The sequence below is a fragment of the Exiguobacterium sp. TNDT2 genome, from assembly GCF_003331145.1.
Classification (GTDB): Bacteria; Bacillota; Bacilli; order Exiguobacteriales; family Exiguobacteriaceae; genus Exiguobacterium.
Map to the genome: position 1 here is coordinate 53,647 of NZ_QLVE01000001.1, position 23,914 is coordinate 77,560.

Sequence of the window (23,914 nt, forward strand, 5' to 3'; positions counted from 1 at the left end):
CTCCCTCATTCTACATACAATTACATGTATCCTGAATTCAGAATGTTTAACCCTTTTAATGCAGTTCGCTCGGGTCGAGCGGTAACAAAACGGTCACCGTCGTGCCATGACCGACCTCACTTTCGATGACGAGCTTCCCTTCGTGCGCCTCGATTAACTCTTTGGCGATGGCGAGACCGAGACCACTGCTGCCTTTCGTCACTTGCGCCTGATAAAACATTTCTGTGATGCGCTGCAGGTGCTCCCGTGAGATACCAGGTCCCTCGTCGATGATCGAGATGAACGCGACCCGTTCTGACTGCACGAACCGTACCGTCAACGTCCCGCCTTCCGGCGAAAAGCGAATCGCGTTCTCAAGCAAGTTTAAAAATACTTGCTTGAGCCGGTTCTCATCAAACAGTCCAATCGACTTTTGTGGATATCGTTCGATGAGCGTGATTTGTTTGTCCTCGACTGACTGTTTTAATTGGACCGTCACTTTCCGTAACAAGGATACAAGGTCAAGTTCTTGCCGATACAAGACGAGCCGGCTCTCTTCGATTTTCGTATAATCGAGCAACTGCTCGACGAGCCCAATCATCCGCTCCGTCTCCGAATGGATGATGCTCAAACCGAGCTCGGTCTCCTCCGACACTTTCTCGTCCCCGCCGCGAATCGTCTCGGTCCAACCTTTAATCGAAGTGAGCGGCGTCCGCAACTCGTGCGACACGTTTGATAGAAATTCATTTCGTGTTGATTGGTGCTGTTGCACTTTCGCACCTAAATACGTGAGCGTCCGAGCCAGTGCCCCGAGCTCATGTTTTTCATTGGAATAGACTTCGACGTCGAAATCACCTTGTGCCATCTCATCGGCCGTCTCGATAATGTCACGGATTGGTCGGACGAAGCGATCGGCAATCCGAATGACGGCATAGAGTGCGACCAACCAAATCAAGACGCCAATCATGACGACGGCCATCCAGATCTCACGGATTAACGTATCGAGATCCGCGAGCGGTCGCGTGAAGCTAATCGCGAACTCACTCGTGCCGTCGGTCATAATGGGGCTCGTCACCGACAAATAATGATTCCCTTCCGTATCGTAGTCTTGAACGACGGACTCGCCGCGGGCGAGGTCTTGCAATTGTTCGGTCGAAAAGACCACCTGTTGTGCCCGCTGTCCCGTCGTTTTAATGATTTGACCGGTCCGGTCGACAATCGTCAAATCAGTGCCGGGGTACCCGAACGTCCGGACGAGGACTGAGAACGCGCTCGGTGTCTCGAACCCAACTTGTGCCTGCGGATAGAGATAGGCGCTCGTCGTCGCGTGACTGAGCAACGCCTCTGATTCATATTCATAGTAATAGCGGTACGTTCCGTACGACAGGACGCTCACGAGCAAGACGAGCACGAGCGTCATGACGAGCATAATCCGAATGACGAGCTGTTGCTTCATCCGTCATGTCTCCGCCACTTGTACCCGTGCCCCCATAGCGTCTCGATATAAGCCGGGTGGCTCGGGTCGTCTTCAATCTTTTGACGGAGACGCCGAATGTTGACGTCGACCGTCTTTCTGTCGCCAAAGTAATTGATGCCCCAGACGGCGTCTAACAGCGCGTCACGTGACAAGACGACTTCCTCGTTTTGGACGAGGTGACAAATCAAATCGTATTCGGTCGGGGTCAAATCGATGGACTGCCCATACTTCGTCACTTGCTTCGCGGCCAAGTCGATGGCGAACGGTCCTGACTTCAACCGTTTGTTCTCTTTTCGTTTCACTTTCTCGACGCGTCGTAGCAGTGCCTGAATCCGTGCCACAAGTTCGCCCGGACTGAACGGTTTGGCGATATAGTCGTCCGCTCCTCGGCCGAGCCCTTCAATCTTATCTTCTTCCAGTGTGCGCGCTGTCAGCATGATGATGCCGACATTCTCATCTAAGTCGCGGATGGCGGCGCATGCCTCGAACCCATCCATCTCGGGCATCATCACGTCGAGCAAGACGATATCGAACGGTTCGCGGTCGAACGCCGTGACCGCCTCGCGTCCGTTTGTCGCCTCGAAGACGTCGAAACCGGCCCGCTTTAAATTAACGATGATGAAGCTGCGAATCGCATGCTCGTCTTCGGCTACTAATATCCGATTCATATATCCACCTCTTCTGATGTTCACTTCTCTACATTATAGTTACGTTTTTGCGACAAGGTTGTCAATTGACCTCAAATCGTATTAGGATGGAGTCATTAGATTCTGAAGGAGGACTCCTTACCATTATGAGTTACAAGATGATTGTTTTAGATATGGACGATACGCTCCTCACGAGCGACCATACGATTTCTGCCAAAACGAAAACGGCCTTGCTGGATGTACAAGCACGCGGACATAAAGTCGTGCTCGCGAGCGGTCGCCCGACATACGCGATGTGGGATGCTGCCCGAGAGCTCGAACTTGCCAAATATGGTAGCTATATTCTCTCATTTAACGGTGCCTCCATCATCAATTGTGAGACGAATGAAGAAATCTTCTCGAGTACGTTGCCTCCTGAAACGGTCGCCCATCTCCATGATATCAGTGTCCGGGAAGAAATCGCGATTCATACGTACATCGGTAACGAAATCGTAACCGATCAACCGAACCCATATACCGATATCGAAGGCGAATTGACAGGGATGCCGGTCATCCATGTCGATGACTTCAAAAAAGCGGTAACGACGCCTGTCGTCAAGTGTCTCATGCTTGGTGACGGAGACACGCTCGCGCCAATTGAAACAAAACTTCAAGTCGAGCTCGAAGGGAAACTCGCTGTCGCCCGTTCGAAGCCGTTTTTCCTTGAGTTCACGGAAGCAGGTGTGACGAAAGGGACAAGCCTCGCCTTCCTCGCCGAACACGTCGGCATCGAGCAAGCCCACGTCATCGCTTGCGGAGACGGGAACAACGACTTGACGATGATCGAATGGGCCGGCCTCGGAGTCGCCATGGGCAACGCCAACACGACGGTCAAAGGCAAAGCCGACTTCATCACGAAATCAAACAATGAAGACGGGATTGCGCACGTCATCGAGACGTTCATGGGAACCGCCCTCGTCGATCAATGAGCGGATAACCTAGGTTAAATTCAAGGAGGAATTACGATGAATAAAGGATTGAAACGAGCAGGACTTGGTCTAGTCGGTACAGCTGTCGCCGGTGCCGCTTATGTATTCTTGTCCCCGAAACCGACCTCACGCCTCGTCAAGACCTCATATTCCGGCGGGAACGAAGTGGCCATCAGCGAGTTCGAGAAAGTCGTTCAAAAAACGTCGGTCCGTAAAGACATCGACTACCATTCGGCTTACGAGAATGGAACGTTCGACTTGATTCGTTACGAAGGCGAGAAACAAATCGTCCCGACCATCTTTTGGGTACACGGCGGTTCGTTCGTCGGTGGCGATAAGGCCGACGTCTTCAAGTATGCGACGTCAATCGCAAGCAACGGCTATAACGTCGTCAGTGTCAATTACGCACTCGCCCCAGACGTCACGTACCCGGTGCCGCTCCAGCAACTAGAAGAGGCATACACGTATATCGCCGAAAACAATGACCGCTTCCGTCTCGACCTCGACCGCGTCTTCTTTGCGGGTGATTCGAACGGTGCCCAACTCGTCGCCCAGTTCGTCGGTATTCAATTGAACGACGACTATGCCCCGTCTGCCGAAGTGAAGCAAGTCGTCCCGAAACCATCCATCCTCGGTGCGGTTCTCATGTCAGGTCCGTACGATTTGAAACGAAGCATCGTCGAGTCGTCGAAGGCCCTCAACCGATTCTTATTCAAACGGATCGGTTGGGCGTACTTCGGAACGTACAACTGGGAGGACTTGCCGGTCGTCGCGGAGGCGTCGCCGCTCGTGAACATCCCGGCCGCGTTCGTTCCGACGTTCATCACCGACGGCAACACCGGTTCGTTCGAGACACAAGCGAAAGAGTTTGCGACGATTCTTTCAGGTCGGACGGACGTCACGAGCGTCTTTTATGACCGAAACGAACAGGCACTCGGCCACGACTACCATTTTGAGATGGATCAACCGGCAGCCAGTGCAACGTATCGCCGTTTGATTGCATTTTTGCGTGAGACGACACACTAAAATAAACTAAAATAATCCCCGCCCTGTCATGGGCGGGGATTATTTTTGTCAATTGAGCAAGCGAAGTGCGCGACCGATCAACTCATGCCGCGACGGCGACGTCTCACGCAACTCGTGAAGTCGTTCCGTCAGTGCCTGACGTAGTTCAGCAGACTCGACGAGTTCCAAACATTCGATGTGGAGCAGCCAGGCATCGGGATGATCGGCAAGAATCGTCGGCACGAGCTCATCGATCGACTCACCTTGCTCCCGCATATTGCGAATTCGATTGAACATCGGGTCATCGTTCGTCCACACACGGGCGTCACGTTCGATCTGGACCGGCTTCTCCAAGATGATAAGCTCTTCAATCTCGGTGCCTGGGAAAATCGATGGGAGCGTATCTTGTCTCACTTCAAGTGTCGTGAGATGGATTTGCCGGTCTTCAATCGTGACGATGACGTCTTCGAACTGTAACGCTTCCGTCGTCTCGCTGACGAGGCGTCCGTCCAGTCGAATCTCTGCCGTCGCCAATACGTCTTGAAGCGGTCCATCGAGCACGAGCAGGCCGTGATTGTGCATGTTCGTCAATTGACCGTGATCGACGTTCACACAGTCGTCCCATTGAACGAGGGCATGTGACCCAGAGCGTGTCACGTGACGAATCACACCGACGCGGTCCGTCCCGTCTTCAAGCCGGACAGTCGATTGACTGCCCGACGCGAGCGCTTTCTCGAGTGAGGCGATTCCACCTTGGTTGACCGCCATCCGTGACTCGAGTTCGTCTAGCGCGTCCTTCAACGCTTCAAAGTCTGGAATGACGAATAACTCGCGTTGCATATTCGTCACGTCTTGTTTCGTCTCAAGGGCGTGCTCCAAATTGAATGGATGCTTCGTGACGGCGTCTGTCAAACAGTGACGGCTCTCTCCGACCGAAGATAACAGGCCTGCCCCGTAGATGAGCGGATTGTCCACATCACCGATGAGACCGAACTCAACCGTCCACCAAAAGATGCGGGCGACTTGTTGTGCTTCAGAGAAGCCAGTCACTTGGGCTTTGGCCGCATGAACAGCCGCTTCGGCGGCGGCAATCTCCTCGTCCGTCGAGTTCGCATTCTCCTTCACGACGGTCAATCGTTTAAGTGCTGCGAACGAGGCATGTTCTTCTCGATTCATGAATGCCCTCGCCCCGAGCTGACCGAACCGCTTCACAATCTGTGAAAATTCAGGATCCATCAACATCGGTGCATGGCCGGCCGCCTCGTGGATGATATCCGGTGCCGGACTGTATAAAATATTCTCGACTTTTCGGATATCGGTCGCGACCGGCAACATCCCGTTGCCTTGGAAATCAAAGAAAGCGACGCCTGGAATGAGACCATCGACTGCGACCGTCGACCAACCGGCCGACCGCATCTCTTCGGTCATCTGTTCGACGTTCGGGAGACGCTCCGGTCCCATCCCCGTCTTTTTCAACCCTTCGATGTAGAACGGGTGGGCCTTCCCTTCAAGCGTGTGCAAGTTCAGTCGTAAGACGAAGCGCCAGACCGCATGATCGGTCGGCGTGTACTCGTCGTAGAACTGTGGCGAAATATGAGGGGCCAAATGGCGTGGAATGATTTGTGTGAGCATGATGTTTCCTCCTTTAGTTGACTGAACGTAAAAAAATCCCTATCGATTCACTCGATAGGGACGACTTCGGCCGCGGTACCACCCTGATTACTAGACGGACGTCTAGTCACTCTACTCCGATAACGGGGGACCGCTCAACACGTGAGAGCTCGCGAACTGTAATTCGATTCATCCTATGGGCGTGTTCACAGCACCACACGCTCTCTGGGCCAGGGAAGATGTCTCTACTTCGGTTCGGTCATCGCTTTTATACTGTTATACAGTTATGCTTCTATGCACATTCGCTTTTAAGTACTAAAGTATCTTGTTGCTAGTAACGATAACAGACGATTTGGACGCCGTCAACAAAAAAACAGTCCGCATCTGCAGACTGTCACAAACACCAATCGATTTCAGGTTGACCCCACTCACTCAACTTCGCATTCACTTGCGAGAACGGCTTCGATCCGAAAAAGCCGCGATGGGACGAGAGCGGACTCGGGTGGACAGAGGTCAAGACGGCGTGTTGCGGGCCAATAAATTTCTGTTTCTTCTTCGCGTCGTTCCCCCATAAGATGAACACGAGCGGCTCTTCCCGCTGCCCAAGTCGCTCGATGATGGAGTCGGTGAACTGCTCCCATCCCTTCCCGCGATGTGACCCGGCCTTACCCGCTTCGACCGTGAGCGCGGTGTTGAGCAGCAACACGCCTTGGCGGGCCCATGCCTCTAGATTCCCGCTGGTCGGCACGGGACAGCCGATATCGTCATGCAGTTCTTGAAAGATATTCCGCAGTGACGGCGGGAAACGGACACCTTCTTGGACCGAGAAGCTGAGTCCATGCGCTTGGTTTGGTCCATGATATGGATCTTGTCCGAGAATGACACATTTGACATCCTTGAACTTCGTGTAGACGAATGCATTCCAAATGTCTTCTCGGGCCGGATATACGGTCGATGTCGCATATGCCTCATCGACGAACGCCTTCAAGTCATTAAAATAAGGCTCGGCCATCTCGGATTCGATGATGTCGCTCCAATCGCCGAGCAGGCGATCTGATAACTGTTCTCCCATGTTCTTCTCCCCTTTCCGTCTTATCATACCCGAATCGATGGCACACAAAAAGACGAGCCCGATTGGACTCGCCTTGACCATTATACTGTGACTGCACCTGCGACTTCTTTCGCAAGTGCTTCGGCTTTCGCTTTTGCGTCAGCAACGATTTCTTCGATTTTGTCTGGGTATTGGTTCATTCCTTCAACCGGAAGTGTCGTCACTTCTGTCACGCCTACGAATGCGAGTGCTTGACGAAGGTATGCGTCTGCGAAGTTGAGGTCCGTACCCGTGTAGATACCACCAGTGCCTTGGATGTGGATTGCTTGTTTGTTCTCGAGAAGACCGACTGGACCTTGTTCTGTGTAACGGAACGTTTTACCAGCAGTCAATACGCTGTCGAGGAACATCTTCATGCGTGCTGGGAAGAAGAAGTTCCACATTGGTGTCGCGAACACATACATGTCAGCTTCCATGAACTTCTCGAGCATACCGTTCATTGTCGCGACTTTAGCTGCTTCGACATCTGTGAGTGCTTCACCTGATGCGAATTTGCCCCATGCGCTGAGGACGTCGCCGTCGATTTCTTGGACATCGACATCGTAAAGTTCAATTGCTTCAACTTCGAGTGACGCATTCTCGTTCGTGAGTGTCGTCATGAATGTTTCAGCGACTTGTTTGCTGTATGACAATTCTGTCGGTTTCGGGTTAGCAGATACGTATAATACCTTTTTCATAATGAGTTCCTCCATAAAAGTAATCTCTATTTGTAACAACAGTTTGAACTATATCATCTGTATATCTCACAGTCAATTATTTTAACTTCAAGATAATTAGTCAAAAAAACAGGCAGGCGTTATTTGCCTGCCGCGTTATAACCGACTCGTTTCAATAAATCGATTAACTGTTCAGTCTCTTGGTCGCTAAGGGGACCATAGATGTCTTTAAAAATCTCGATGTGCTCTGGATAGACGACGTCCATCAAGCGCTTGCCTTCCTCTGTCAACGAGGCGTAGGTGACGCGTCGGTCAGACGGACAAGCCACACGCTCGATTAAGCCACGTTTTTCAAGCTTATCAATCACGTACGTGACGCTTCCGCTCGTAATCAAAATTTGGTCTCCGATTTGCTGGAGCGGGGTATCCCCTCGTTTATACAAGACGGATAAAACACCGAACTCTGTTGAATTCAATTGGTGGCGTCGTAAATCGTCCTTCACACGGTCACTGATCGCGTCCATCGCTCGTGCCAAGACGATCCATGCCTTCAATTCGAGTGATTCAATCATGTCGGTTTCACCTCAATTCGTTCATCATTTACTTTTAGTATAGCAGGACATGAGCAGTATACGGTGGGATAAACGCTTCGTCAAGAAACTTCTTCATTGTCGCCCCTGTCTGAAACGTTTAGAATGAAATTATTGCGATTTTTAGAAAGGGTGGACGGTATGCGTGATTATTACGAGATTTCATTGACGATTAAACAAGCCTATTTGAGTACGGTCATCAAGTTGTTGAACCGGGAAGGCATCGCCCCAGACTATGCGCTCGAAAAAGAAGGTGCGGTCTTTTTATTGTTCAACCATTTGCCATGGCCGAACGTCACACGTGAACCGCATGCAGTCGAACGTTTCTTGTTGACGTTGCCACGTGAAGATTACTTGTTCGTTAAAACAAAACGTAAGTCGCCCGTCCCGGACCACGAACCGGTCGCCTGCATGGGGGCATTTGACTCACCGTTCCATGAACATTTGAAGATTGAACTCGCCGTCGACGAATCCGACGCGAACCACCTTGATATGTCGGCGTTCCGACACTACTGAACAACACATCTGTGTTGTTTTTTAGTGACTAGCCTCGCCACAAGAAGGGAATAGATGACAATATCTGAATGTGAAAAGGGGAATGTGCTTTGATGGATACAGTCATGTTAATCGTCAACCCATCGTCTGGGAAAGAGTTAGGAACCGAGCACGCCGCGGCCGCGGAAGAAGTATTACGTGAGCGTTACGGCAACGTCGATGTCCGGTTTACGGAGAAAGCTGAAGATGCCACGCATTTTGCAAAAGAAGCGGCGTCAAAACAATATAAAGCTGTCATTGCGATGGGCGGTGACGGGACGTTGAACGAGGCGGTCACCGGTCTCGCAGAAGCCGATTACCGTCCTGATTTTGGAATCATCCCGCTCGGTACCGTCAACGACCTCGCCCGCGCGCTCGGTGTCCCGAGCAATCCCGAGGCCGCTATCGAGGCCCTCAAAACCGCGCAACCGACACCAATGGACATCGGGAAATATGAGAATGGCTACTTCATGAACGTCATCGCCATCGGTCTCATCGCCGAGGCCGTCGATGAAGTCACCGTTGAGGAGAAAACGAAATGGGGACCGCTCGCTTACTTAATCGAAGGCATTAAAGCGTTCCGCGAACATAGCCCATACGCCTTGTCAGTCCAAGCTGAAGAGCATGTGTTCGACGGGGATGCATTTTTGGTCGTCATCGCCCTCACGAACTCGGTCGGCGGGTTTGAGAATTTTGAACCGGACGCCAAGTTGAACGATGGCTTGCTTCACGTCTACTTATTTGAAAATCTCGGCTTCAAAGATGCTATCCAACTCGCACCGGCTCTGTTTACCGGTAAATTGAAGGAAACGGACAGCGTCACGTCGTTCACGACGAAACGGGTGCATGTCGACTCTCCTGAGTCACTCCCAGTCAACGCCGATGGAGATACGGGCGGCAAGCTCCCGCTTACGTTCGAAGTGCTTCCGAGCCATCTGAACGTCTTGAAGCCAGTCGAGTGAAACAAGGATTCCTCCCCTTAAACGTTAAAACGTGTCACGGAAAGGAATGGGAATGATGGCCATCTCGCTCGTCCCGTTAAAGAAGGCGTCGGACGCCATCGTCGCGACGTTCAACCGTTGGAACAACGATCCCGCAATCGTCCATTTGATTCGTCCCGTCCGCTCGGCGGAAGAACTTGCCGCCGAACATCACATGACAATCGAAGACTTGACAGACCGCCTCCTGACGCACGATATCTTCCTCATCTACGCAGACGACATGCTCGTCGGTGAGGTGAACGTCATCTATGACGCTCCGCATCTGTATGACAACGAACGCGGAAGCGCCTGGCTCGGTCTCGTCATAGGAGAGCTGAACGGTCGCGGGAGAGGTATCGGTACAATGGCCCTTCTCTTGTTAGAAGAACGATTGCGAGCGCAAGGTGTGCCTCGCATCGAGCTCGGTGTGTTCGGATTCAACGAAGCGGCGCAACGACTTTATCGAAAGGTCGGATACACCGAGATCGCCCGCATCGAGTCATTCACCTATTGGAACGGTCAGTTTTGGCCGGATATCCGGATGGAAAAGCGATTGGATTGAAAAGACCTTCCTCAGACGCGAGGAAGGTCTTTCATCAGTTGTTCAAATTTTCGACTTCGACGACGCGGAACCCTTTTTGTTCGAGTTGTACGACAATCTTGTCTTTCGTCTTCTCGTCACAGCCCGGTGGCAACGTGATCAATACCCGGCGCAAGACTTTGCTCTTGGCGTCAAGCGTCATGAGACTGGCGATTGACGAGTATTTGCTGATGATTTTCGTGATTTTCTCAAGCGCCCCCGCCTGTTCACTGAGTGCGATCGTGACGACATAACTCCCCGTGTCACGGCTCCATGCCTCTTCGAGCATGCCGAGCATCTTCCCGTGCGGCAATATCCCGTAAAATTCATTGCTCTCATCTTTTAAGACTGCGATATACGGCAATTCTTTAATCGAGAAGAACACTTTGAAGAAACCGTCCGACTCATGGACGTACTTTTGCGTGTTCTTGATGAGCTCCATGACATTATCGTCTAGGCTCGCCCCACCCATCCCGTGGCGATAAATATGCATTTTATAGATATTACCGCGGAAAAACGTTCCCGTCTCATCGAGCACAGGGACACAACGGTAACCTGTCTTTTCGAGCGTGTCGAGCGCCTCGCGCAATGTCGCCTTTTCACTGATTGTGACGACATCTTTCTTCGGAATGCATAAGCTATGCACTAACATGCGATTTTCCTCCTAGCCAATTGAAAGTGGTCTACACCCTATTCATTACTATTCCCCAAATATGATTGAAATCCTGCCAACAATTTTCAAAAACTTATTCCTGTACGGAAACGACCTCGGAATTTGTCGTAGCGTCAAAAAGTCGTTATAGTGAAACTATCCAAACAGACAAAGGGGATTGAACGACTATGACAATGAAAAAAGCGTTAACGATCGCCGGCTCGGATACGAGCGGCGGCGCAGGTATCCAGGCTGATTTGAAGACGATGGAAGAACTCGGTGTTTATGGCATGACCGCCCTCACGGTCATCGTGGCTCAAGACCCACATAATGCGTGGAACCACGAAGTGTTTCCAATCGATACGACGTTAATCGAGAAGCAAATCGATACGGTCCTCGCCGGAATCGGTGTCGATGCCGTCAAGACAGGTATGCTCCCGACGCCAGAGATCATCGAACTCGCTGCCCGTAAAATTAAAGAGTACGGTATCGAGAACGCCGTCGTCGACCCAGTCATGGCGTGTAAAGGTGCCGACGAGATTCTCAACCCGGACGTCGCGGTCGCGATGCGCAAGCACCTCGTGCCGGTCGCTAAAATCATCACACCGAACTTGTTCGAGGCGCGTATGCTCGCTGGCCTCGATCAAACACCTTCCACGATGGAAGAAATCAAAGAGGCTGCTCGCTTGATCCATGAACTCGGCGCTGAAATCGTCATCGTCAAAGTCGGTGGCAAGCTCGGCTTCGATACAGCGTTCGACGTGCTTTACGACGGTAACGAGTATCGCCTCCTCGAGAGCGAAAAAATCGACCCTGCCTTCACACACGGCGGCGGCTGCACGTTCTCGTCAGCTATCGCGGCGTCACTCGCGAACGGTCACTCCGTCGACGAAGCGATTGAAATCGGAAAAGAGTTCATCACCGAAGCGGTCCGTCACTCGTTCCGCCTCAACCAATACGTTGGTCCGACGAACCATACCGGTTACCGCAAAAAATTAGCTACACAATCTTAACGGGTGGCCCGGGACGCATGTCTCGGGTCATCGTTTCCATTGGAGGGAACCGCGTGAAATCGATTCAACCTACAACCATCCAGACTTATTTGGACGCGCATGTGTCCATGCCACTCTATGTCCATGTCGAGACGACGAACGGGGCGTATGCGACGCATAACGACCCTGATTTTCATAATGCCGGTATGTTTATCCGCAACGTCGTCATCGAATATAGCATCGGCCAAATCAAAGGCGATGGGCCTTATCGGGTCGGCTTGAAGCTCGATCACGGTTGGCTTTACGTCGAAGGTTTGACCGATTATGAATTGCATGGGGACCAACTCCTGCTCGCCGGGCATGACCGTCTCGGACGTCTCGCCTGTGCCTTACATTTAGACATCAAACCGCTCCCGCAAGGAGCCTCGGAGGTGGAAAGCCAATGATTGGACCGTTACTCGTTATTTTTCCGCATCCTGATGATGAAGCGTTCAGTTCTGCCGGGACGATTATCCAGCATCATAAGAACGGCTTCCCGGTCACATACGTCTGCTTGACGCTCGGTGAGATGGGCCGCAACATGGGCTCGCCGATTTTCACGACGCGTGAAGAGTTGCCGAGGATTCGCAAGCATGAGCTCGAGGAAGCATGTGCCGTCATGGGCATCGACGACCTCCGCATGTGGGGACTCCGTGACAAAACCGTCGAGTTCGAAGACGAAGCAGAACTCGCGGCACGGTTCAGTGCCTTGATCGAGGAAGTACGGCCGGCCCGCGTCATTTCCTTCTATCCGGGATACGCCGTCCACCCCGATCATGAGGCGACGGCACGGGCGGTCGTCCGGGCGCTCCAAGAGATGGATGAAGCGAATCGTCCTGAGTTTTTAGGCGTCGCGTTCGACCACCGCACCGAAGCAGAACTCGGAAAACCGCACGTCATCATCGACGTCGGTCAAGAGAGTGCCGCAAAACGCGAAGCGCTCTTCGCCCACCGCTCTCAGACGGAAGGACTGCTCCGGGCGATTGATAACGCAGAAAACGCCCACGTCATGGAATTACTCCAACGTGAGCGTTTCTATCACTATCCGTTCTCATGATTCATAGGCAAGGCGTGTTACGTACAGCAATGTACCGACAGCCCCGAGGCCAATCAATGTTCCCAATACGACAACGATATGTTCCATGTTCTCACCTCTACTCGGTTATACGAACTTGATGGATCATTGGTTTCAAAGCGCATGTGCTGACATGTGCTTTTTTATTTAGAAGTACAAGAAGTAAATGACAACCGCCAATACGATGCGATAAATCGCGAACGGCGTCAATTTGACTTTATTGATCAACTTTAAGAAAAATTTAATCGACAAGAGCGCGAACAAGAACGCGCTAATGAATCCGACGACGAAGACTGGGAGGGTCGCCATCGTGAAGTACTCCCATTTGCTGTAGAGCGACAGCGCACTGGCACCGAACATAATCGGTACGGCCATGATGAACGTGAAGTCTGCCGCGGCCCGGTGACTCATTCCTAAAAGGACACCCCCCGAGATGGTCGACCCTGAGCGTGAAAAGCCTGGCCAGAGCGAGAAACATTGAATCAAGCCGACACCGAGCGCTTGTTTATACGAAATCTCATCGAGCGTTGCCGTCGTTTGCCGCTTCACGCCTGACAAGTCCGCAGCAATCATGAAGAATGCGCCGATGACGAGTCCGATTAAGACGGTCTTTATGGAGAACAAGTTCTCATCGATATAGTCTTCAAACAATAGCCCAAGCACGGCTGCAGGGAGCAGACCGATGAAGATATGTAGCAAGTTCAGTTTCTTTGTCGGCCCGCTGCTACGAATCGCGAGCAACTCCTTCGGATTCAACAACTCTTTGAACCGATTCCGAAATACGACGATGACCGCTAAAATCGAACCGAGCTGAATCACGATTTTAAACGTGTTCGCCACCTCTTGACCGAGGAAGCTGCTCGAGTTGAGCCACAGGTCGTCCACGAGAATCATATGTCCCGTTGACGATACCGGAGCAAACTCTGTCAGCCCTTCGACGACACCTAACAAAAATCCAATCAATAATTCATACCATTCCATTGTTTGTCTCCTATTCCAGTATTGTTTCTTATCATACACGGGAGCTCCTCCGACCGCCTCGGTCTTGAGGCGTAAAAAAAGGACGCTTCAGGAAGCATCCTCTCTCCGAGCTATGACCGTGACAAGTGTTTGATGCAGACAAACGGTGATTCCGATGAAACAAAAGGCGGTGAAAAGCGTCATGTCGGCCCCGACGACAAACACTAGCCCGAACAGGATGATGCCGCCATGCAGCAACATCGAGACCGACGATTCCGTCGTCGCCCTGATTCCGGATGGGACACGGTGGTGCAATGCACCGAGATAGAGCGGCTCGACGATTCCAATAAGACAGGCCATTCCAGCCATCAACAGCAGACCGCTCGGCCCTGGATAGAGGCCAAGAACGACAAAGCCGATACCGGTGCCCCACCCGATTCCGTGCAGCCAACGTTCGGCCGTGGCAAAGCGTAACAGTATCGGTGCGACCAACTGTCCCGGTATTTGAGTGAGCAACAGGACGGTCGAAATTATTCCGAAGCAATAGATGGGAACTTCGACGTCACGGGCGTACAACTGCCAAAACTCATCGATGAAATTGAAGGCGGCAAACGTCATGACATACAACGACGACACGATGAACAGTTGGCGATGCTGCCGGATGAAGCGAAAACCTACCCCGATATCCGCCCACTTCAACCGTTCGTCTGACACGACCCGTCTCGGTTCGACAAGGACAAAACTACATGTCGTCGCGATGAACAAACTGACAATCGATAGCACATAGTTCAGTTCAAACGGGAAGCGTGTGGCCAGCAGGGCACCGCTGATCGCCGCGAGAACCGCTGCAACGATTCCGATGACATTCAACCGCCCGATCCAGCGCTCGAACGTTTCCGGCTTCCCGTCCTGTTCGAGCGTCTCATACAGCAACGAGTTCTCCGCCCCGCTCCGAAGCGCCGCCCCAATACCTGACAAGGCGATGGCGACAGCAAACCCGACAAACGAGAACGACAACAATAGAACGATAAACGATAGACATTCCAACCCGACCCCAATCTGCATCAGCCGCCGCCGCTCGAATCGGTCGGCGAGGACACCCCTCGGTACTTCCAGCATCACAACGAGGACGGCGTAAATCATTTCGAGATAGACGACTTCTTGAATCGTGATCGTCCGCGACTCCCAAAACAGACGTTCAATCGTGTAGGCTGGGATGAGGGCATCGAACCAACGGATCCAGCCGAGCAACACAACGTTTCGATCGACTTAACTAGGTGAACGTGCTCGTTTCATCATACATCTCCTCCTTATTTGTCTATTCCCGCTGACACAAAAAAAGCCACGGAAACATTCCGTGGCCTGCACATTATTTAAGCAGATTGAGCATCTCGCGATTGAACGCCGGGATGTCATCCGGTTGTCGGCTTGTGACGAGCTGTTCTTGGCAGACGACGACTTCTTTGTCCGCATACTTCGCCCCAGCGTATTCCATGTCGACTTTGATCGATTTGTAGCCGGTCGCGTCGCGGCCTTCGAGCGTCTTCGCCGTAATCAACAGCTGTGGTCCGTGACAGATGGCGAACACCGGTTTTTTCGCGTCCATGAACGCCTTGGCGAACTGGACGAAACGATCATCTTCGCGCAACAAGTCAGGTGAGAATCCGCCCGGTAAGAGCAGTGCGTCAAAGTCTTCCGGTGAGACGTCGTCGATGGCTTTGTCGATTGTGACCTTCGACTCCCCTTGTTTGCCTTCGACTGTATTCCCAGCTTTTTTTTCAATCGTGACAACGTCGTGCCCTGCTTCCACCAATGCGTCGCGCGGACCCGTGAACTCTACGTCTTCAAACATATCTGTGATTAGCGTTGCTACTTTTGCCATATTGAAACACTCCCTCATTATTTTTGTGCACATAGGGAGTGTTCCACACCTAACCGGGCAATAAACATTCAGCGGAACTTCGAGACATACGGATTGGCCCGCTCAAAGAAGCGATACGGGTAGTCACGCGCTTCCCCCGTGTTCGGGATTCCCACGCGCGGACCCGCCTCGATGTCCGGAATGACATCCCCTTCGACGATATAGAGTGGTTCATGTTGGAGCGAGTGGCCATACAGGTCCATCGTGATGCCGAGCGCTTTCGTCAGCTTTCCGGGACCGTTCGTCTGATCGAACCGTTTGATGCCAGGACGATTCATGTCGATAATCGCTTGTCCTTCAATCGGTTCGATGGCTCGGATGAGGACGGCTTCTGGCGTGCCGACCGGTCCGCTCACGACGTTCAGGAGCGTATGCGTGTGCATTTGATACGTATAGACGTGTCCCGGCAACCCGAACATGACCTCGGTCCGATTCGTCCGTCTGCCCCCGAAGCTATGGGCCGCTCGGTCGATGGCGCCAAGGTAAGCCTCCGTCTCGACGATTTTTCCGACAATCTGACCGTCGAGATGATCGTGAACGAGATAGTGGCCGAGTAGCGACCGGGCCAATTCGAGCGTCGGTTGTTCATAAAATGATGGATTGAGTCGTTTCATCGTCATCCCTCCTCGGTCTCATTTTCTCAAATGAAGACAGGAACATACAAAAAAGATGCCCTGAACGATTCAGGACATCTGTTAAATTATGATGCGATGCGCATCGCCTCACGTTGCTTTCCCAACTTCACGTATCCGAGAATGATTGAGAAAATCGGGCTGAGCCAGAGGAAGAAGGCGAACGGTGCGTATTCAAGCACCGGCACGCCGAGCGTGGCCGCAAAGAACGCACCCGACACGCCCCATGGGATGAGCGGGTTGATGACCGTCCCGCCGTCTTCGAGGGCACGTGACAAGTAACGGGGATCGATGCCGCGAGCGATGAACCCTTGCTTGAACGCTTGACCTGGGAGCAAGATTGACAAGTACTGTTCGCCGGCGAGCAAGTTGACACCGATTGAGCTGAGGACGACCGACAATACGGAGCTTCCTGGTGACTTCAACCGTTCGAGCAACGCATCAACGATCGCTTGGAACACACCGAGCTCACGGAGCAAGCCGCCGAACGCGAGCGCAATCAAGACAAGACTGACCGACCAGAGCATCGACTCGAGTCCGCCACGATCGAGCACAGCTGCAATCGTCTCGTTCTCGACACCTGACTTGAAGCCGGCCTGCATGACACCGAACCAGTTCGTGACGTTCCAGTTGCCTTGAACGAAACCAGCCGTCAACACCCCAGCGAACATTCCGACGAGCATCGTCGGCAAGACCGGCATGCGACGAAATGCGAGCACCGCGACGAGAACCGGCGCGAGGAGCGTCAACCATGACAAGTTGAACCGTCCAGCGAGTGCCGCCTGCGCTTCCGCAATTTGCGTCGTATCCGCCGCCTGGCCGCTCCGACCGAGAAGCGTGAACAAGATGAGCGTGATGAAGATGGCCGGTACGGTCGTCCCCATCATAAAACGGATATGGTCGAACAGTTTGACACCAGCCACAGCTGGCGCGAAGTTCGTCGTATCCGATAGCGGACTCATCTTGTCACCAAAGAGGGCACCCGAAACGATGGCCCCGGCCGCGAGCGCCGGAGAGATCCCGAGCGCCATCCCGATTCCGAACAAGGCGACCCCGACCGTACCGACTGTCGTAAAGGCACTGCCTGTGAACGACGAGACGATCATCGTGATGAGCAAGACGCTCGGCAAGAACCATTGTGCTGAAATTGTATCTAAACCGATGGAGAGGATCGTCGCCACCGTGCCAGACATTTGCCATACGCCAATCAACATCCCAATCAACAGTAAAATCAAGACCGGCATGATGGCTTCACGAATCCCGCTAATCATCGCCGCTTCGATTCGTTTGAAATCACGCGTCCGATAATACGCGTAACCCCCTATTAATACCATTGTGCCAAAGATCGCCATGTGTGGCGTCGCTTTGGCCAAAAACATCAGTGCGAGCAGGGAAATACCGCTCATCAGCACGACGAATACAGCCTCTTTTCCTTTCATCTGCATCGACGTCCCCTCCTTTCAGTTCCATTATTTTCTACCTAACCGCTTAAACGCTTTTATGCACGAAAGTGCTTCAGTGATGTTCTTTACTATACCTGCTTCTCTTTTCCCTGTCAAACGTCTTTTTATGGTAAAGTAAACGCTCGAGGGTGACCTCCGGAGTTCGTAACCTCCTCCGACATCAAAACTAGCGAAAAAGGAAGTGTGCACGTTGCAACACGAAAAAGCATTGGTCGTCTTTAGCGGCGGTCAAGATTCAACCACCTGCCTATTTTGGGCAAAACAACAATTCTCTCATGTGGAAGCGGTGACGTTCGCCTACGGGCAGCGCCATGACGCGGAAATCGAGGTCGCAAAAGAAATCGCGGCTGAACTCGATGTCCCGCACCACATCCTCGACTTGTCCTTACTTGGACAACTCACCTCTAATGCGCTCACGAGACATGATCTCGATATCGACAATGCGGACGTCCCAAACACGTTCGTCGATGGACGCAATCACTTATTCTTATCCTTTGCGGCCGTTATGGCCAAACAGCTCGGGATGCATCACATCGTCACCGGCGTATGTGAGACCGACTTCTCCGGTTACCCGGATTGCCGGGACCAATTCGTCAAGTCCTTGAACGTGACGCTCAACTTGGCGATGGACTATCCGTTCGTCATCGACACGCCGCTTATGTGGCTCGATAAAAAGCAGACGTGGGAACTCGCGGACCGTCTCGGTGCGTTCGATTACGTCAAAGAACGGACGCTCACGTGCTATAACGGCATCCTTGGATCAGGTTGTGGCGAATGCCCGGCGTGCGTACTCCGTCAAAACGGCCTCGTCGCTTATGAGGAGGTGCGCGTATGAAACACGCCCCATTCCTCGCCCCGACGAGTGTCGAAGCCAAACAAGACGGCTCGCTCATCTACTGTCCGCACCGCGTCCAAATCGTCAAAGAAGTGACGTTCGACGCCGCCCACCATTTGTTCGATTACGACGGTAAATGCCGCGCGCTACACGGACATACGTATAAACTACAGATGGGCATCAGCGGATTTTTAGACAACCGTGGCATGACGCTCGACTTTGGCGACCTAAAAGCCATCTTTAAAGAAGAACTCGAACCATACTTCGACCATCGTTATTTGAATGAGTCGTTACCTTATATGAACACCACTGCCGAAAACATGTGCTACTGGATTTTCGAGCAGCTCGCCAAGCATTTGCCTGACGAGCGCGACGTCCGCGTCGAATTCGTCAAACTGTACGAGACACCGACATCATACGCCGAGTTTCGCCGCGAATGGTTGGTGGACTGATGAAAATCCCTGTCCTCGAAGTGTTCGGCCCGACGTTTCAAGGAGAAGGCCGCGCCATCGGACAAAAGACGATGTTCGTCCGGACCGCTGGTTGCGATTATCGCTGTTCGTGGTGTGACTCCGCCTTCACTTGGGACGGCTCGGAGAAACCCGACATGCTGACAGCCGACGAGGTGATCGAACGGCTCGACGCGCTCGGTATGTACGACTACGTCACCATCTCAGGAGGCAACCCGCTCCTCATCGCCGCGATGAAAGATTTGGTGACGAAACTGAAGGCACGTAACGTCAAGCTCGCCGTCGAGACACAAGGCAGTCGCTATCAAGACTGGCTCGCTGACATCGACGACGTGACACTCAGCCCGAAACCACCGTCTTCCGGCATGACGACCGACTGGGAGAAACTCGACGCCATCGTCGAACGGCTACGCCCCGAACAGATGACGTTCAAAGTCGCCGTCTTCGACGAGATCGACCTCGCCTATGCGAAATCGGTCCAAGCTCGTTATGCTCCGGACGTTATGTACTTATCGGCCGGCAATCCTGAGCCCGGTACGGACGGTGACATCACCGACGCCCAGCTTCGTCGTTTGAAAGAACTGTGGGAAGACGTCGCTCGTGACCCGTCATGGCAAAGCGTACGTGTCCTGCCGCAACTGCACACATTACTGTACGCCAACGAACGTGGCGTCTAAGGAGAATACCTATGAGACCAGAAGACTTACAAGACTTATCGCTCCTCGGACAGAAGAGCGTCCCCTACATTTTTGAATACGCACCGGACGTCCTCGAGGCGTTCCCGAACCGTCACCCGGAGAACGACTACTTCGTGAAGTTCAACGCACCGGAGTTCACGTCGCTCTGCCCGATCACGAACCAACCGGACTTCGCGACGATTTACATCTCATACATCCCGGACGAGAAGCTCGTCGAGTCGAAATCGCTCAAGCTGTACTTGTTTAGCTTCCGCAACCACGGAGACTTCCATGAAAACTGCATCAACGTCATCGGGAAAGACCTCGTCAAGTTGATGGAGCCACGCTATCTCGAAGTGTGGGGCAAGTTCACGCCACGCGGCGGCATCTCGATCGACCCGTACTACAACTACGGTAAGCCGGGCACGAAATATGAAAGAATGGCGGAACATCGTTTGTTCAACCACGATTTATACCCTGAGACGGTCGACAACCGTTAAATCAAAAAGTAGGCGCTCAACGGGAGCGCCTACTTCTTTTTATAGCGATTGATTTGTCGTTTGATCGGTTCCCGGAACACCGTCGCGACGAGCGTAAGGACGACCAAAACGATGAGGGCAAGGATGATTAGCTTAAAATCTCCGCTCGCGATGCTGCTGCCGAGGAAGTTGTTGGCGAATGCACCCGGAATCATCCCGATCGTGGTCGCGAAGACATAACCCGGAAGTCTCACTTTTGCGAGCCCTGAGGCGTAGCTGACCAAATCAAAGTTCACGAGCGGAATCAAGCGTAAAATCAACACGTAGAAGAACCCGTCCTCTTCAATTTTATGCTGTAACTTCTCATAGTTACTCGTCTCGAAATGATGGAGAAAACGATTACCGAAGCGAATTGCGATATAGTAGGCGACGAGCGCGCTGAGCGTGGCTCCGATGACCGTATAGACGACACCAGGCAACGTCCCGAACGCCAGCCCACCGGCGACGGACAAGACTGACGTCGGAAATAGAATCAACGGGCGCAAGGTGAACAGTAAAATGTATACGAGCGGGGCGAGCCAACCGAATTGAACGATATAATCGCGAATCTCACCCGGCCGCAAGTCGATCCACTGATAAAGGAATGTCGCGGTACCAAAAATGAGCAAGACGATGGCAATGACCCACTGCGCTTTCCACTTGTTCATCGGTCGACCTCCTCTCTTCCTTCCATCATATCGCCTCACCTCGAAAAAGTAACGCCTTCCTTTTTTTAGGAATCACAGTATGGTACGGTTAGAAAAAGCAGAAGGAGGAATCCCTATGTATTTGGCCGATGCCATCAAATTGAAGAGCCTGCTCCATAAGCAGATTGATAAATTGTTAGAAGAAGTCGAACGCGTCGCATTCATTGAACTCGAGAAAGATGAACCGCTCCCAACGATCCAGTCCCGCTCACTCGAGGACATCGAAGTCGAACTCGAGTCGATTCGTCGAGATATGCGTTGTCTCGATCGTCTCGTTTATGAGGCGAACTTGAAGACGGTAATCGAGACGCACGACGGGCCACTCCCGCTCGTCGAGGCCATTGAGTTCGCGATTCAACTACGTGCTCAGGCCCGCATGTATCAAGAACTATCCGAGCGTCCGAAGCGCGAGTTTCAATACGGTTTTGGTGAAGGGACTGCCGTCATCAAGCATGCACTCTACGATCCGGAGCTATATCGCTTGAAAGCGATTGACGTCGAGAAGCGGGCGAACCGCATCTCAAACGCCATCAACGCGGCCAACTATCGAACGGAGATTGACTTTGACCCGAGTCGTTACATGTGACCTTGGCCCGGGGAGACTCCGGGTCAAGGATTGGCGCCACCACTTTTTCCTACGTCTAGGATGAGCATACGGCCATGGACCAACCAATTACCGATGACCGATGACACCTTTACTTGTCACTCGTTCCTAACCAGATACGATTCAAGTGCGCCGAAAACGCGCCGGGGAACATTCCCTGGCGCGTTTTTCACATGTGGTGATTATGATGGTCATGATGATTGTGATGATGCGAGCTTGAACGGCGGCGCGGTGCCGGCTCGTCGGCGAACTTCTCCCCGTCCAAAATGCCGAGCCGTTTATATTGGCGGTCAATCCGCTCTTTCGTCTCGTCGTGTACGTGCGGCGACTCCATGACCAAATGGTAACTGCCGAGTGCGACCCGGAACGGTTCCATCTGTGTCCGTTCGACCGGGAACGACGTGACGTCCCGCAAGTAGTCAGCGAGCCGGTTCGCCGACTCGTCACTCGGATGGTCGGCCAAGTCTGACGCGAACCGTTGCATGTCTTTCAACAGGCTGTTCGTCTTCACTTGATTGCGGATGCCCGCCATCACGGCGAATACAATTAACGTGATGATGCCAATAATAAAGATTGGAAAGATACTGAACATCCCTTCGAAAAACGAATCCCCCATCCCCGTCGACTCGATATAGACTTCTTCCCCAAACGCAAACGCATGGACCATGATGTCTCCCCCTTTTTTCTATCATACGGACGTGACTCCATTTGGTTTCATCTACACAAAAAAACCGTGGCATGTGCCACGGCTCAGCGGTCAGTTCAATTGTTTCTCCATCATGATGCGAGGCTCGTGATCCTCTGTATACGCCCCCATAATGTCGTAGCCACACAACAGATTCAAGATGATGACCCCTTTGTTCGTGTTACGGGCTTTCGTTCGAATCGAATGGAACCCTTGCGCTTTCACCCACTCAAGTTGCGTGTCCATCAGCTTGCGGCCGATACCATGCTTTTGAAACTCGGGGTGGACGCCGCCGGCCCAGCTGTAAAAGCGGTATGGCTCGGCCTCATAACCGATTTTGAAGCCGACCAGGCGCTCATCTGAAAATGCGAGCAACACGAGCGGATTCGCATGACGATACAGCCGTTCTTTAAAACGCAGTTGATCGATGTCCCCGTAAAGCGTGCGGTACAGGTTAAAGAATTCCTCTTCGTAGTCTTTGAAATTCGTCGTCACATCTTTCACGATAAATGAACTGGTCGTACTCATCTTTCCATCCCCTTTCAGTATATGGACAAGTTGTTCGTACGCCTGTACCTTTCGCCGTTTACTCCGTTTTTCCTGTCTCACGCGCAAAAGCGGTCAAACCTTTTTGCTTATACACACCGAGCGACCGCTTCGGAAGGCTCTTTACCATCCAATTTTTTAAGATGCGCTGCTTGTCTTCCACCTTCAGTCCATATCCGTCCGTCACGACATGGCGCGCCCGCGTCGTCACATCGTACAACGAGATGGCGGCAGCGACAGAGATGTTCAAACTTTGGACGTATCCTTGCATCGGAATCAAATAATTCCCGTCCGCCTTGGCGAGCGCCCGTTCCGATACCCCATGATGTTCATTTCCGAATAGGAGCACGGTCGGTTTTGACACATCGATGTCCTCAAGTGGGACCGCCTCTTCACTGAGTGCCGTCGCGAGCACTTGGTAACCGTCCGCCTTCAACCGATCGATCGCGTCCTCGATCGAAGGATGTTCGACCACGTCGACCCAGCGATCGGCGCTTTTGGCGATAATCGAGTTCGGCTTGAACTTGGCCCGTCCCTCGACGACGTGCAACGTCTGGACACCGAACGCGTCCGCCGAACGGAGCACGGCCGACTGATTGTGCGGGTCATCGACCCCTTCCGTCAAAATCGTGATATGGTTCGTCCGTAACTCCAACACTTCCTGCATACGCTTGACGCGGTCGGGCATCAACATGCTATACAGCAGTCGATCCTCTTCTAATAACAGGCCCGACTGCAACAATTCATCGAGTAATGCCGCTTGCTCTTCTTTTGATAATGCCGATGTCGTCTGTCTCCATCCCATCGTTCTCGCCCCTTTCAACCTCTAGTATTGTAGCGAGATTCGCTTCGACTGACAAGCTAGGGGCAAAGCGAGTCGAATCTGTTTCGATTATGAAAATAAATGAAAATTAGGAAACCGGTTGCACAAAGTTATGCAATCGATTACAATCATTAATGCAAGCGATTGCATTAACAGTCGCCACAGACAGATAAAAAG

29 protein-coding genes and 1 other annotated feature are annotated in these 23,914 nt (G+C 52.4%); of the genes, 13 read left to right on the plus strand and 16 right to left on the minus strand.

What is annotated here, in order from left to right:
- Positions 1–55: 55 nt before the first annotated feature.
- Together DPV68_RS00295 and DPV68_RS00300 are read right to left on the minus strand one after the other, a co-directional pair.
- Positions 56–1,435 (minus strand): sensor histidine kinase, encoded by a 1,380-nt coding sequence (locus tag DPV68_RS00295; protein WP_114164862.1) that lies wholly within the window; start codon positions 1,433–1,435, stop codon positions 56–58.
- A complete protein-coding gene (locus tag DPV68_RS00300) occupies positions 1,432–2,124 on the minus strand; it encodes a response regulator transcription factor (protein ID WP_114164863.1) in 693 nt (230 codons plus the stop codon). Before DPV68_RS00300 ends, DPV68_RS00295 begins: the two co-directional genes overlap by 4 nt.
- Before the next feature lie 125 nt (positions 2,125–2,249).
- On the opposite strand from DPV68_RS00300, the gene DPV68_RS00305 reads away from it, so the two are divergent.
- Both DPV68_RS00305 and DPV68_RS00310 read left to right on the plus strand, forming a co-directional pair.
- Positions 2,250–3,071, plus strand: a complete 822-nt coding sequence (locus DPV68_RS00305) for a Cof-type HAD-IIB family hydrolase (RefSeq protein ID WP_114164864.1) — start codon at positions 2,250–2,252, stop codon at positions 3,069–3,071.
- A 36-nt stretch (positions 3,072–3,107) separates the two neighbouring features.
- Complete coding sequence (locus DPV68_RS00310) at positions 3,108–4,097, plus strand: alpha/beta hydrolase (protein WP_114164865.1); 990 nt, start codon at positions 3,108–3,110, stop codon at positions 4,095–4,097.
- A gap of 48 nt (positions 4,098–4,145) precedes the next feature.
- Here DPV68_RS00310 and DPV68_RS00315 read toward each other — a convergent pair whose 3' ends face one another.
- The 4 genes from DPV68_RS00315 to DPV68_RS00330 form a co-directional block, all read right to left on the minus strand.
- Entirely contained in the window at positions 4,146–5,708 is a 1,563-nt protein-coding gene (locus tag DPV68_RS00315) for an aromatic amino acid hydroxylase (RefSeq protein WP_114164866.1), read from the minus strand.
- Between the two features lie 53 nt (positions 5,709–5,761).
- Positions 5,762–5,959: a binding site (T-box leader), on the minus strand.
- 122 nt (positions 5,960–6,081) lie between these two features.
- A complete protein-coding gene (locus DPV68_RS00320) occupies positions 6,082–6,759 on the minus strand; it encodes a uracil-DNA glycosylase (protein WP_114164867.1) in 678 nt (225 codons plus the stop codon).
- Between the two features lie 80 nt (positions 6,760–6,839).
- Positions 6,840–7,475 (minus strand): FMN-dependent NADH-azoreductase, encoded by a 636-nt coding sequence (locus DPV68_RS00325; protein ID WP_029596264.1) that lies wholly within the window; start codon positions 7,473–7,475, stop codon positions 6,840–6,842.
- 119 nt (positions 7,476–7,594) lie between these two features.
- Complete coding sequence (locus DPV68_RS00330) at positions 7,595–8,026, minus strand: MarR family winged helix-turn-helix transcriptional regulator (RefSeq protein ID WP_021068116.1); 432 nt, start codon at positions 8,024–8,026, stop codon at positions 7,595–7,597.
- A 159-nt stretch (positions 8,027–8,185) separates the two neighbouring features.
- Between DPV68_RS00330 and DPV68_RS00335 the strand changes: the two genes are divergently transcribed.
- The 3 genes from DPV68_RS00335 (at position 8,186) to DPV68_RS00345 (ending at position 10,120) form a co-directional block, all read left to right on the plus strand.
- Positions 8,186–8,560 carry a hypothetical protein gene (locus DPV68_RS00335; protein WP_114164868.1) on the plus strand — a complete coding sequence of 125 codons (375 nt, stop codon included), beginning with the start codon at positions 8,186–8,188 and terminating at the stop codon, positions 8,558–8,560.
- A gap of 92 nt (positions 8,561–8,652) precedes the next feature.
- Entirely contained in the window at positions 8,653–9,540 is an 888-nt protein-coding gene (locus tag DPV68_RS00340) for a diacylglycerol/lipid kinase family protein (RefSeq protein ID WP_114164869.1), read from the plus strand.
- Positions 9,541–9,571: 31 nt separating this feature from the next.
- Positions 9,572–10,120 carry a GNAT family N-acetyltransferase gene (locus DPV68_RS00345; RefSeq protein WP_232819433.1) on the plus strand — a complete coding sequence of 183 codons (549 nt, stop codon included), beginning with the start codon at positions 9,572–9,574 and terminating at the stop codon, positions 10,118–10,120.
- Positions 10,121–10,154: 34 nt separating this feature from the next.
- Here the strand turns inward: DPV68_RS00345 and cbpA are convergent, their stop codons facing one another.
- Entirely contained in the window at positions 10,155–10,790 is a 636-nt protein-coding gene (gene cbpA / locus DPV68_RS00350; RefSeq protein ID WP_114164871.1) for a cyclic di-AMP binding protein CbpA, read from the minus strand.
- A gap of 188 nt (positions 10,791–10,978) precedes the next feature.
- On the opposite strand from cbpA, the gene pdxK reads away from it, so the two are divergent.
- Genes pdxK through bshB2 form a run of 3 tightly spaced genes read left to right on the plus strand, consistent with a single transcriptional unit; the run spans position 10,979 to position 12,878 of the window.
- Complete coding sequence (gene pdxK / locus DPV68_RS00355) at positions 10,979–11,803, plus strand: pyridoxine/pyridoxal/pyridoxamine kinase (RefSeq protein WP_114164872.1); 825 nt, start codon at positions 10,979–10,981, stop codon at positions 11,801–11,803.
- Between the two features lie 53 nt (positions 11,804–11,856).
- A complete protein-coding gene (locus tag DPV68_RS00360; protein ID WP_114164873.1) occupies positions 11,857–12,228 on the plus strand; it encodes a YojF family protein in 372 nt (123 codons plus the stop codon).
- Complete coding sequence (gene bshB2 / locus DPV68_RS00365) at positions 12,225–12,878, plus strand: bacillithiol biosynthesis deacetylase BshB2 (protein WP_114164874.1); 654 nt, start codon at positions 12,225–12,227, stop codon at positions 12,876–12,878. Before DPV68_RS00360 ends, bshB2 begins: the two co-directional genes overlap by 4 nt.
- A 165-nt stretch (positions 12,879–13,043) precedes the next feature.
- Here the strand turns inward: bshB2 and DPV68_RS00370 are convergent, their stop codons facing one another.
- From DPV68_RS00370 to nhaC, 5 genes are all read right to left on the minus strand, one after another.
- The gene (locus tag DPV68_RS00370) at positions 13,044–13,877 is read right to left on the minus strand and encodes an undecaprenyl-diphosphate phosphatase (protein WP_114164875.1); all 834 of its coding nucleotides are present in this window, start codon (positions 13,875–13,877) and stop codon (positions 13,044–13,046) included.
- A gap of 87 nt (positions 13,878–13,964) precedes the next feature.
- On the minus strand, positions 13,965–15,110 hold the full coding sequence (locus DPV68_RS00375; protein ID WP_232819434.1) for an MFS transporter: 1,146 nt from the start codon (positions 15,108–15,110) through the stop codon (positions 13,965–13,967).
- A gap of 115 nt (positions 15,111–15,225) precedes the next feature.
- Complete coding sequence (locus DPV68_RS00380) at positions 15,226–15,738, minus strand: type 1 glutamine amidotransferase domain-containing protein (protein WP_114164876.1); 513 nt, start codon at positions 15,736–15,738, stop codon at positions 15,226–15,228.
- Positions 15,739–15,806: 68 nt separating this feature from the next.
- Positions 15,807–16,397 (minus strand): DNA-3-methyladenine glycosylase, encoded by a 591-nt coding sequence (locus tag DPV68_RS00385; RefSeq protein ID WP_114164877.1) that lies wholly within the window; start codon positions 16,395–16,397, stop codon positions 15,807–15,809.
- Positions 16,398–16,477: 80 nt separating this feature from the next.
- The gene (gene nhaC, locus DPV68_RS00390) at positions 16,478–17,854 is read right to left on the minus strand and encodes a Na+/H+ antiporter NhaC (RefSeq protein ID WP_114164878.1); all 1,377 of its coding nucleotides are present in this window, start codon (positions 17,852–17,854) and stop codon (positions 16,478–16,480) included.
- Positions 17,855–18,062: 208 nt separating this feature from the next.
- On the opposite strand from nhaC, the gene queC reads away from it, so the two are divergent.
- The 4 genes from queC to queF are packed head-to-tail and all read left to right on the plus strand — an operon-like array spanning position 18,063 to position 20,354.
- The gene (gene queC / locus DPV68_RS00395; RefSeq protein WP_114164879.1) at positions 18,063–18,707 is read left to right on the plus strand and encodes a 7-cyano-7-deazaguanine synthase QueC; all 645 of its coding nucleotides are present in this window, start codon (positions 18,063–18,065) and stop codon (positions 18,705–18,707) included.
- Positions 18,704–19,159, plus strand: coding sequence for a 6-carboxytetrahydropterin synthase QueD (queD, locus tag DPV68_RS00400; protein ID WP_114164880.1), 456 nt, complete (start codon positions 18,704–18,706; stop codon positions 19,157–19,159). The genes queC and queD overlap by 4 nt, the downstream gene beginning before the upstream one ends.
- Positions 19,159–19,854: a 7-carboxy-7-deazaguanine synthase QueE gene (gene queE, locus DPV68_RS00405; protein WP_232819435.1), complete on the plus strand. Its 696-nt coding sequence runs from the start codon at positions 19,159–19,161 to the stop codon at positions 19,852–19,854. The genes queD and queE overlap by 1 nt, the downstream gene beginning before the upstream one ends.
- Before the next feature lie 11 nt (positions 19,855–19,865).
- Positions 19,866–20,354, plus strand: a complete 489-nt coding sequence (gene queF, locus DPV68_RS00410; protein WP_021068099.1) for a preQ(1) synthase — start codon at positions 19,866–19,868, stop codon at positions 20,352–20,354.
- 29 nt (positions 20,355–20,383) lie between these two features.
- Here the strand turns inward: queF and DPV68_RS00415 are convergent, their stop codons facing one another.
- Positions 20,384–21,040 (minus strand): TVP38/TMEM64 family protein, encoded by a 657-nt coding sequence (locus DPV68_RS00415; RefSeq protein ID WP_114164882.1) that lies wholly within the window; start codon positions 21,038–21,040, stop codon positions 20,384–20,386.
- Between the two features lie 115 nt (positions 21,041–21,155).
- On the opposite strand from DPV68_RS00415, the gene DPV68_RS00420 reads away from it, so the two are divergent.
- Positions 21,156–21,665 carry a hypothetical protein gene (locus DPV68_RS00420; RefSeq protein ID WP_058765452.1) on the plus strand — a complete coding sequence of 170 codons (510 nt, stop codon included), beginning with the start codon at positions 21,156–21,158 and terminating at the stop codon, positions 21,663–21,665.
- 187 nt (positions 21,666–21,852) lie between these two features.
- On the opposite strand, the gene DPV68_RS00425 is transcribed toward DPV68_RS00420, so the two are convergent.
- The 3 genes from DPV68_RS00425 to DPV68_RS00435 form a co-directional block, all read right to left on the minus strand.
- Positions 21,853–22,350, minus strand: coding sequence for a hypothetical protein (locus DPV68_RS00425; protein ID WP_114164883.1), 498 nt, complete (start codon positions 22,348–22,350; stop codon positions 21,853–21,855).
- A 90-nt stretch (positions 22,351–22,440) separates the two neighbouring features.
- The gene (locus DPV68_RS00430) at positions 22,441–22,896 is read right to left on the minus strand and encodes a GNAT family N-acetyltransferase (RefSeq protein WP_232819436.1); all 456 of its coding nucleotides are present in this window, start codon (positions 22,894–22,896) and stop codon (positions 22,441–22,443) included.
- A gap of 58 nt (positions 22,897–22,954) precedes the next feature.
- Entirely contained in the window at positions 22,955–23,719 is a 765-nt protein-coding gene (locus DPV68_RS00435) for a TrmH family RNA methyltransferase (RefSeq protein WP_114164885.1), read from the minus strand.
- Positions 23,720–23,914 lie beyond the last annotated feature (195 nt).

Bases quoted from the DNA above. Each gene is read 5' to 3' on its own strand.
- DPV68_RS00335 (WP_114164868.1), top strand. From the start codon at position 8,186: ATGCGTGATTATTACGAGATTTCATTGACGATTAAACAAGCCTATTTG.
- nhaC (WP_114164878.1), bottom strand. From the start codon at position 17,854: ATGCAGATGAAAGGAAAAGAGGCTGTATTCGTCGTGCTGATGAGCGGT.
- DPV68_RS00435 (WP_114164885.1), bottom strand. From the start codon at position 23,719: ATGGGATGGAGACAGACGACATCGGCATTATCAAAAGAAGAGCAAGCG.
- DPV68_RS00430 (WP_232819436.1), bottom strand. From the start codon at position 22,896: ATGAGTACGACCAGTTCATTTATCGTGAAAGATGTGACGACGAATTTC.
- DPV68_RS00310 (WP_114164865.1), top strand. From the start codon at position 3,108: ATGAATAAAGGATTGAAACGAGCAGGACTTGGTCTAGTCGGTACAGCT.
- DPV68_RS00420 (WP_058765452.1), top strand. From the start codon at position 21,156: ATGTATTTGGCCGATGCCATCAAATTGAAGAGCCTGCTCCATAAGCAG.
- queF (WP_021068099.1), top strand. From the start codon at position 19,866: ATGAGACCAGAAGACTTACAAGACTTATCGCTCCTCGGACAGAAGAGC.
- pdxK (WP_114164872.1), top strand. From the start codon at position 10,979: ATGACAATGAAAAAAGCGTTAACGATCGCCGGCTCGGATACGAGCGGC.
- queE (WP_232819435.1), top strand. From the start codon at position 19,159: ATGAAAATCCCTGTCCTCGAAGTGTTCGGCCCGACGTTTCAAGGAGAA.
- bshB2 (WP_114164874.1), top strand. From the start codon at position 12,225: ATGATTGGACCGTTACTCGTTATTTTTCCGCATCCTGATGATGAAGCG.
- DPV68_RS00425 (WP_114164883.1), bottom strand. From the start codon at position 22,350: ATGGTCCATGCGTTTGCGTTTGGGGAAGAAGTCTATATCGAGTCGACG.
- DPV68_RS00380 (WP_114164876.1), bottom strand. From the start codon at position 15,738: ATGGCAAAAGTAGCAACGCTAATCACAGATATGTTTGAAGACGTAGAG.
- DPV68_RS00340 (WP_114164869.1), top strand. From the start codon at position 8,653: ATGGATACAGTCATGTTAATCGTCAACCCATCGTCTGGGAAAGAGTTA.
- DPV68_RS00385 (WP_114164877.1), bottom strand. From the start codon at position 16,397: ATGACGATGAAACGACTCAATCCATCATTTTATGAACAACCGACGCTC.
- DPV68_RS00305 (WP_114164864.1), top strand. From the start codon at position 2,250: ATGAGTTACAAGATGATTGTTTTAGATATGGACGATACGCTCCTCACG.
- DPV68_RS00330 (WP_021068116.1), bottom strand. From the start codon at position 8,026: ATGATTGAATCACTCGAATTGAAGGCATGGATCGTCTTGGCACGAGCG.
- DPV68_RS00320 (WP_114164867.1), bottom strand. From the start codon at position 6,759: ATGGGAGAACAGTTATCAGATCGCCTGCTCGGCGATTGGAGCGACATC.
- DPV68_RS00325 (WP_029596264.1), bottom strand. From the start codon at position 7,475: ATGAAAAAGGTATTATACGTATCTGCTAACCCGAAACCGACAGAATTG.
- DPV68_RS00295 (WP_114164862.1), bottom strand. From the start codon at position 1,435: ATGAAGCAACAGCTCGTCATTCGGATTATGCTCGTCATGACGCTCGTG.
- DPV68_RS00300 (WP_114164863.1), bottom strand. From the start codon at position 2,124: ATGAATCGGATATTAGTAGCCGAAGACGAGCATGCGATTCGCAGCTTC.
- queD (WP_114164880.1), top strand. From the start codon at position 18,704: ATGAAACACGCCCCATTCCTCGCCCCGACGAGTGTCGAAGCCAAACAA.
- cbpA (WP_114164871.1), bottom strand. From the start codon at position 10,790: ATGTTAGTGCATAGCTTATGCATTCCGAAGAAAGATGTCGTCACAATC.
- DPV68_RS00315 (WP_114164866.1), bottom strand. From the start codon at position 5,708: ATGCTCACACAAATCATTCCACGCCATTTGGCCCCTCATATTTCGCCA.
- DPV68_RS00370 (WP_114164875.1), bottom strand. From the start codon at position 13,877: ATGGAATGGTATGAATTATTGATTGGATTTTTGTTAGGTGTCGTCGAA.
- DPV68_RS00415 (WP_114164882.1), bottom strand. From the start codon at position 21,040: ATGAACAAGTGGAAAGCGCAGTGGGTCATTGCCATCGTCTTGCTCATT.